The 711-nt window shown below is 67.7% G+C and carries 1 protein-coding gene and 1 pseudogene; both read left to right on the top strand.

From position 1 onward, the window contains the following. A pseudogene (locus tag A9X05_RS30255) lies at nt 1–116 on the top strand (2-keto-4-pentenoate hydratase); the annotation flags it as partial. Between the two features lie 14 nt (nt 117–130). Then, on the top strand, nt 131–711 hold a 581-nt coding region (locus tag A9X05_RS00215), incomplete at its 3' end, for an acetaldehyde dehydrogenase (acetylating) (RefSeq protein WP_067778363.1).

The raw sequence follows: 711 nt of genomic DNA on the forward strand, positions 1-711 counted from the left end.
GCAAGGGCGACCTGGTGCTTCCGGGTTCCTGTACGCGCGCGATCGACGCGCACGCCGGCGACGATTTCGTGGCCGACTTCACCGGCTTGGGTTCTGTTCGTTTGTCGTTCGAATAAGAGGAGCGCGTCAGATGCCGGCTAAGGCGAGTGTGGCCATTGTCGGGTCGGGAAACATCAGCACCGACCTGCTCTACAAGTTGCTGCGGTCGGAGTGGCTGGAGCCGCGCTGGATGGTGGGCATCGACCCGCAAAGCGAGGGCTTGGCGCGGGCCCGCAAGCTGGGCCTGGAGACCACGCACGAGGGCGTGGACTGGTTGCTGGCCCAGTCGGAGAAGCCCGACCTGGTGTTCGAGGCCACCAGCGCCTACGTCCACCGGGACGCGGCGCCGAAATACGAGGCCGCCGGGATTCGGGCCATCGATTTGACCCCGGCCGCCGTCGGCCCGGCGGTCATCCCGCCGGCCAACCTCCGCCAGCACCTGGACGCGCCGAACGTCAACATGATCACCTGCGGGGGGCAGGCCACCATCCCGATCGTCTACGCGGTGAGCCGGGTGGTGGAGGTGCCCTACGCCGAGATCGTCGCGTCGGTGGCGTCGGTCTCGGCCGGACCCGGCACGCGGGCCAACATCGACGAGTTCACCAAGACCACCAGCAAGGGCGTGGAAACGATCGGCGGCGCCAAGCGGGGCAAGGCGATCATCATCCTCAA

Origin of the sequence: Mycobacterium sp. E3298 (genome assembly GCF_001666895.1) — a bacterium.
GTDB lineage: Bacteria > Actinomycetota > Actinomycetes > Mycobacteriales > Mycobacteriaceae > Mycobacterium.